This is a genomic window from uncultured Clostridium sp. (assembly GCF_934754925.1).
GTDB lineage: Bacteria > Bacillota > Clostridia > Clostridiales > Clostridiaceae > Clostridium.
Genome location: NZ_CAKVJA010000087.1, coordinates 1 through 3,782 on the forward strand (window position 1 = coordinate 1; position 3,782 = coordinate 3,782).

The window sequence follows — 3,782 nt, forward strand, 5'->3', positions numbered from 1 at the left end:
AAATAATAATACAAACTTAACAGTTGAAGAAGTCAAAAAGAGTTTAACAGTAACGCCTATAAGTGATACTCAAATACTTCAAATTAAATATCAAAATAAGAATCCACAAGTAGCAAAGAGAATATTAGGCAATATAACTGATGAATTTATTATTTTAGCAAAGGAACTTGTACCAAACGGTAATGTTAGAGTAATTGAAGCAGTTCAATTACCAGAAAATCCAGTAGCTCCTAATAAGAAAATGAATATTGCAATTGCATTTCTACTAGGATTAATGGTGAGCATAGGATTAGTATTCCTTTTAGAATATATTGATAATACTTTTAAAAGTAAAGAAAATCTTGAAAAGGAATTAGGTATTCCAGTAATTGGATTAATTCCTTCCTTTGAAGAAGAATAGGAGGAAAATAAATGCTTATAGTTGAAAGAAAACCTAAATCTATAGCTGCAGAAGCTTATAGAAGTTTAAGAACTAATATACAGTATTCATCTTTTGATAAGAAATATCAGACTTTAGTTGTTACTAGTGCTAATCCTGGTGAAGGGAAAAGTACTGTTGCTAGCAATTTAGCCTTAGTATTAGCGCAAGGAGAAAGTAAAGTGCTTTTAGTTGATTGTGATATGAGAAGGCCTTCTATTCATAAGAAGTTGAGAATTAGCAATACATATGGTGTTTCAGATTTATTGGTTGGAAATAGGAAACTGGAATCAGTAGTACATAAATACAAGGAGAATTTAACAGTTATATCTGCAGGAAAGATTCCACCAAATCCAGCTGAAATGCTTGCATCTAAAACAATGACAGCATTTTTAGAAGAAATGAAAAAACATTTTGATTATATAGTTTTAGATACTCCACCACTTCAAGCGGTAACGGATGCACAAATTTTATCTACTAAGGTAGATGGAACTTTAATAGTTGTAAGGGCAGGAGTAACTAAGAAGGAAGCAGTTCATAATGCTATTTCTATTATAAATAAGGTTAATGGAAATCTCATTGGAACAGTTCTTAACGGTGCAGATAATAGTAGAGATAAGTACTACTATTATTATGGAGATGAGAATAATGGAATTGGAAGAAAATTTAGTAAATACTAGAGGTTTAGTGGGTAAATAATTTTAAAAGAAGGCAAATTATCAAGGGGGACGAATAATTTGCCTTATTAGAGAGAGGATAAAGAGATTTTAAATATATAGAGAAAGATGGGGGTAAAGATGGAAAATTTAGAGTTTAATGAAATTTTAATAGGCAATTTAAATAAACAAGCTTTAGTTATAAAGGGAAGTAAATCATTTTATTATAAAGTAATTAAAAGAGGATTTGATATTTTATTTAGTTTGGCATTGTTAATAGCTACTAGTCCAATTTTAATTTTTTCTTTAATCATTGTTTTCTTTCAAGATTTTAAAAATCCACTTTTTTCACAAAAGAGAGTTGGGTTAGGTAATAAGGAATTTACTATATATAAGGTTAGGTCAATGGTTCATGATGCAGAAAAAAACGGTGCTAAATGGGCTGATAAAAATGATATGAGGGTCACGGCCTTTGGTAAGTTTATTAGAAAAACTAGAATTGATGAGTTACCGCAACTTTGGAATGTTATTAAAGGAGAAATGAGTCTTATAGGTCCAAGACCAGAGCGTGAAGTATTTTATAAGGAGTTTGAAAAGACTATTCCTAACTTTAGGGATAGATTACAGGTTAGACCAGGACTTGGTGGTTGGGCACAAGTTAATGGAGGATATGATATAACGCCAAAAGAAAAATTAGAGTATGACTTAGAGTATATTGAAAATTTAAGCTTTAGGTTAGAGGCTGAAATATTCTTTAGGACTATTAAGGTGGTTCTTACTGGAAATGGAGCGAGATAACATGAATGATAAAGTATCTGTTATTACTGCTAGTTATAATGCAGGTAGGTTTATTGAAGAGACTATTAAATCAGTTTTAAATCAAACTTATAAAAATTTAGAATTAATTATTGTTGATGATTGTTCAACTGATAATACTGAAGAAATAGTAAGTAGATATATAGAGAATGATTCAAGAGTTAGGTTTTATAAATTAGAAAAAAACTCTGGGGCTGCTGTAGTTAGAAATAAGGCATTAGAAGAAGCTCAAGGAAGATTTATTGCTTTTTTAGATAGTGATGATGTATGGGATAGAGATAAGTTAGAAAAGCAAATAAGTTTTATGATAAGTAATAATTATGGATTTTCATTTACATCATATAGGTTAATGAATGAAAGAGGGATATTACTTAATAAAGAAGTTAGAGTACCAAGTCAAATTAATTATGAGCAATTACTAAAGAATACTATAATAGGATGTTTAACAGTAATAATCGATAAAAATATAATCGGTGATTTTAGAATGCCATTAGTTAGAGCAGGACAGGATACAGCAACTTGGTTATCAATTCTTAGAAAAGGAAATATAGCATATGGATATGATGAAGTATTAGCATCTTATAGATTAGTGGAAGGATCTATATCAAGTAATAAAATTAAGGCACTTAAGAGAACTTGGAATACTTATAGAAAATTAGAAAATTTAAGTTTAATTAAATCAACTTATTATTTTGTTCATTATGTGTTAAATGCAATAAGAAAACGGATTTAGATTTTAATTTACTTAAAATTGGTATAAAAATGGACAATATTAATATGAATTTGGAGAAGAAGATTATGGAGTTAAGTATATTATTACCTACACTAGGTAATAGAATAGATGAATTAAAGAGATTATTTATTTCACTAGAAAATCAAAATAATAAATCATTTGAATTAATAATAGTATCTCAGGGGAATCATAAAATAATAGAGGAATTACTAAGGGAATTTACTTTTAAATATAATCAAATAAAGATAGAGAAAAAAGGTTTATCTCTTGCAAGAAATATTGGGATGAAATATGTTAGTGGAAATTATGTTATTTTAGCAGATGATGATGCGTGGTATCCAGAGGATTCTATAAATAAAATAATTAAAGAAGTAAAAAATAATGATGCAGAGATAATATGCTTTAATATTTTTGATCCAATTAGTAATAGATATTATAAAGATTATTCTAAACATAAAAGAAATGTTGGAATCATACAGTTATTAAAAAAATCATCTATTGAAATATGTTTTAATTTAACAAAAATAGATAAATCAAAAATAATATTTAATGAGCAATTTGGATTAGGAACTAAGTTTCATAGTGGTGAAGAAAATTTATTAATGAATTCTCTAAGAAAAGAAGGTTATAAAATAAAGTTTATTAATGAAACTATAGTTTATCATAGAATAAGAAAAAAACTTGAGATAGATGAAGCATTTATAAAAGCTAAAGCAGAAGTTTTAAAAATAATTTTAGGTAAGTTCGGAGCATATATCTATTTGAATTTAATTTTAATTAAAAATATCAACAAAATAAATAGTATTAGAAAAGTTGATGCATTTATTAATGCAATGAAGATGACACTACGAAATTAATGGAGAAGATATGAAAAAAATATTATTAAATAAAGAAAAAATAAACGCATTTTTAATAGTATTATTTGTTTTTATGAGCTCAATAACAATGCCTATTAAGAGTTTGATGGGAAATGGAGCTATAGTTTGGATTATTACAATTTTAGGAATTGGTATTTCCTTTTTGATAAATAGAAAAATAAATAAGAATTATTTATTTTTTTTAATTACATCATTAATATTAATATTAATAAATATACTATGTGTTAATTATAAATTCTTTACGGTGCGCAGGGTTTTTGTGTTAAAATATAAACCCATAC

6 protein-coding genes are annotated in these 3,782 nt (G+C 26.9%); all 6 read left to right on the forward strand.

From position 1 onward, the window contains the following. On the forward strand, positions 1–400 hold a 400-nt coding region (locus tag Q0G30_RS13840; RefSeq protein ID WP_294391239.1), incomplete at its 5' end, for a GNVR domain-containing protein. An 11-nt stretch (positions 401–411) separates the two neighbouring features. Continuing rightward, entirely contained in the window at positions 412–1,098 is a 687-nt protein-coding gene (locus tag Q0G30_RS13845; protein WP_289128507.1) for a CpsD/CapB family tyrosine-protein kinase, read from the forward strand. A gap of 117 nt (positions 1,099–1,215) precedes the next feature. Further along, complete coding sequence (locus tag Q0G30_RS13850) at positions 1,216–1,872, forward strand: sugar transferase (protein ID WP_289128506.1); 657 nt, start codon at positions 1,216–1,218, stop codon at positions 1,870–1,872. 1 nt (position 1,873) lies between these two features. After that, positions 1,874–2,623: a glycosyltransferase family 2 protein gene (locus Q0G30_RS13855; RefSeq protein ID WP_148324563.1), complete on the forward strand. Its 750-nt coding sequence runs from the start codon at positions 1,874–1,876 to the stop codon at positions 2,621–2,623. A 65-nt stretch (positions 2,624–2,688) separates the two neighbouring features. Continuing rightward, the gene (locus Q0G30_RS13860; protein ID WP_289129321.1) at positions 2,689–3,480 is read left to right on the forward strand and encodes a glycosyltransferase family 2 protein; all 792 of its coding nucleotides are present in this window, start codon (positions 2,689–2,691) and stop codon (positions 3,478–3,480) included. Between the two features lie 10 nt (positions 3,481–3,490). After that, the coding region (locus Q0G30_RS13865) for a hypothetical protein (RefSeq protein WP_294391256.1) at positions 3,491–3,782 on the forward strand (292 nt) is incomplete at its 3' end.

Excerpts from the sequence above, each read along its gene's own strand:
- Q0G30_RS13845 (WP_289128507.1), top strand. The coding sequence starts at position 412 with ATGCTTATAGTTGAAAGAAAACCTAAATCTATAGCTGCAGAAGCTTAT.
- Q0G30_RS13850 (WP_289128506.1), top strand. The coding sequence starts at position 1,216 with ATGGAAAATTTAGAGTTTAATGAAATTTTAATAGGCAATTTAAATAAA.
- Q0G30_RS13860 (WP_289129321.1), top strand. The coding sequence starts at position 2,689 with ATGGAGTTAAGTATATTATTACCTACACTAGGTAATAGAATAGATGAA.
- Q0G30_RS13855 (WP_148324563.1), top strand. The coding sequence starts at position 1,874 with ATGAATGATAAAGTATCTGTTATTACTGCTAGTTATAATGCAGGTAGG.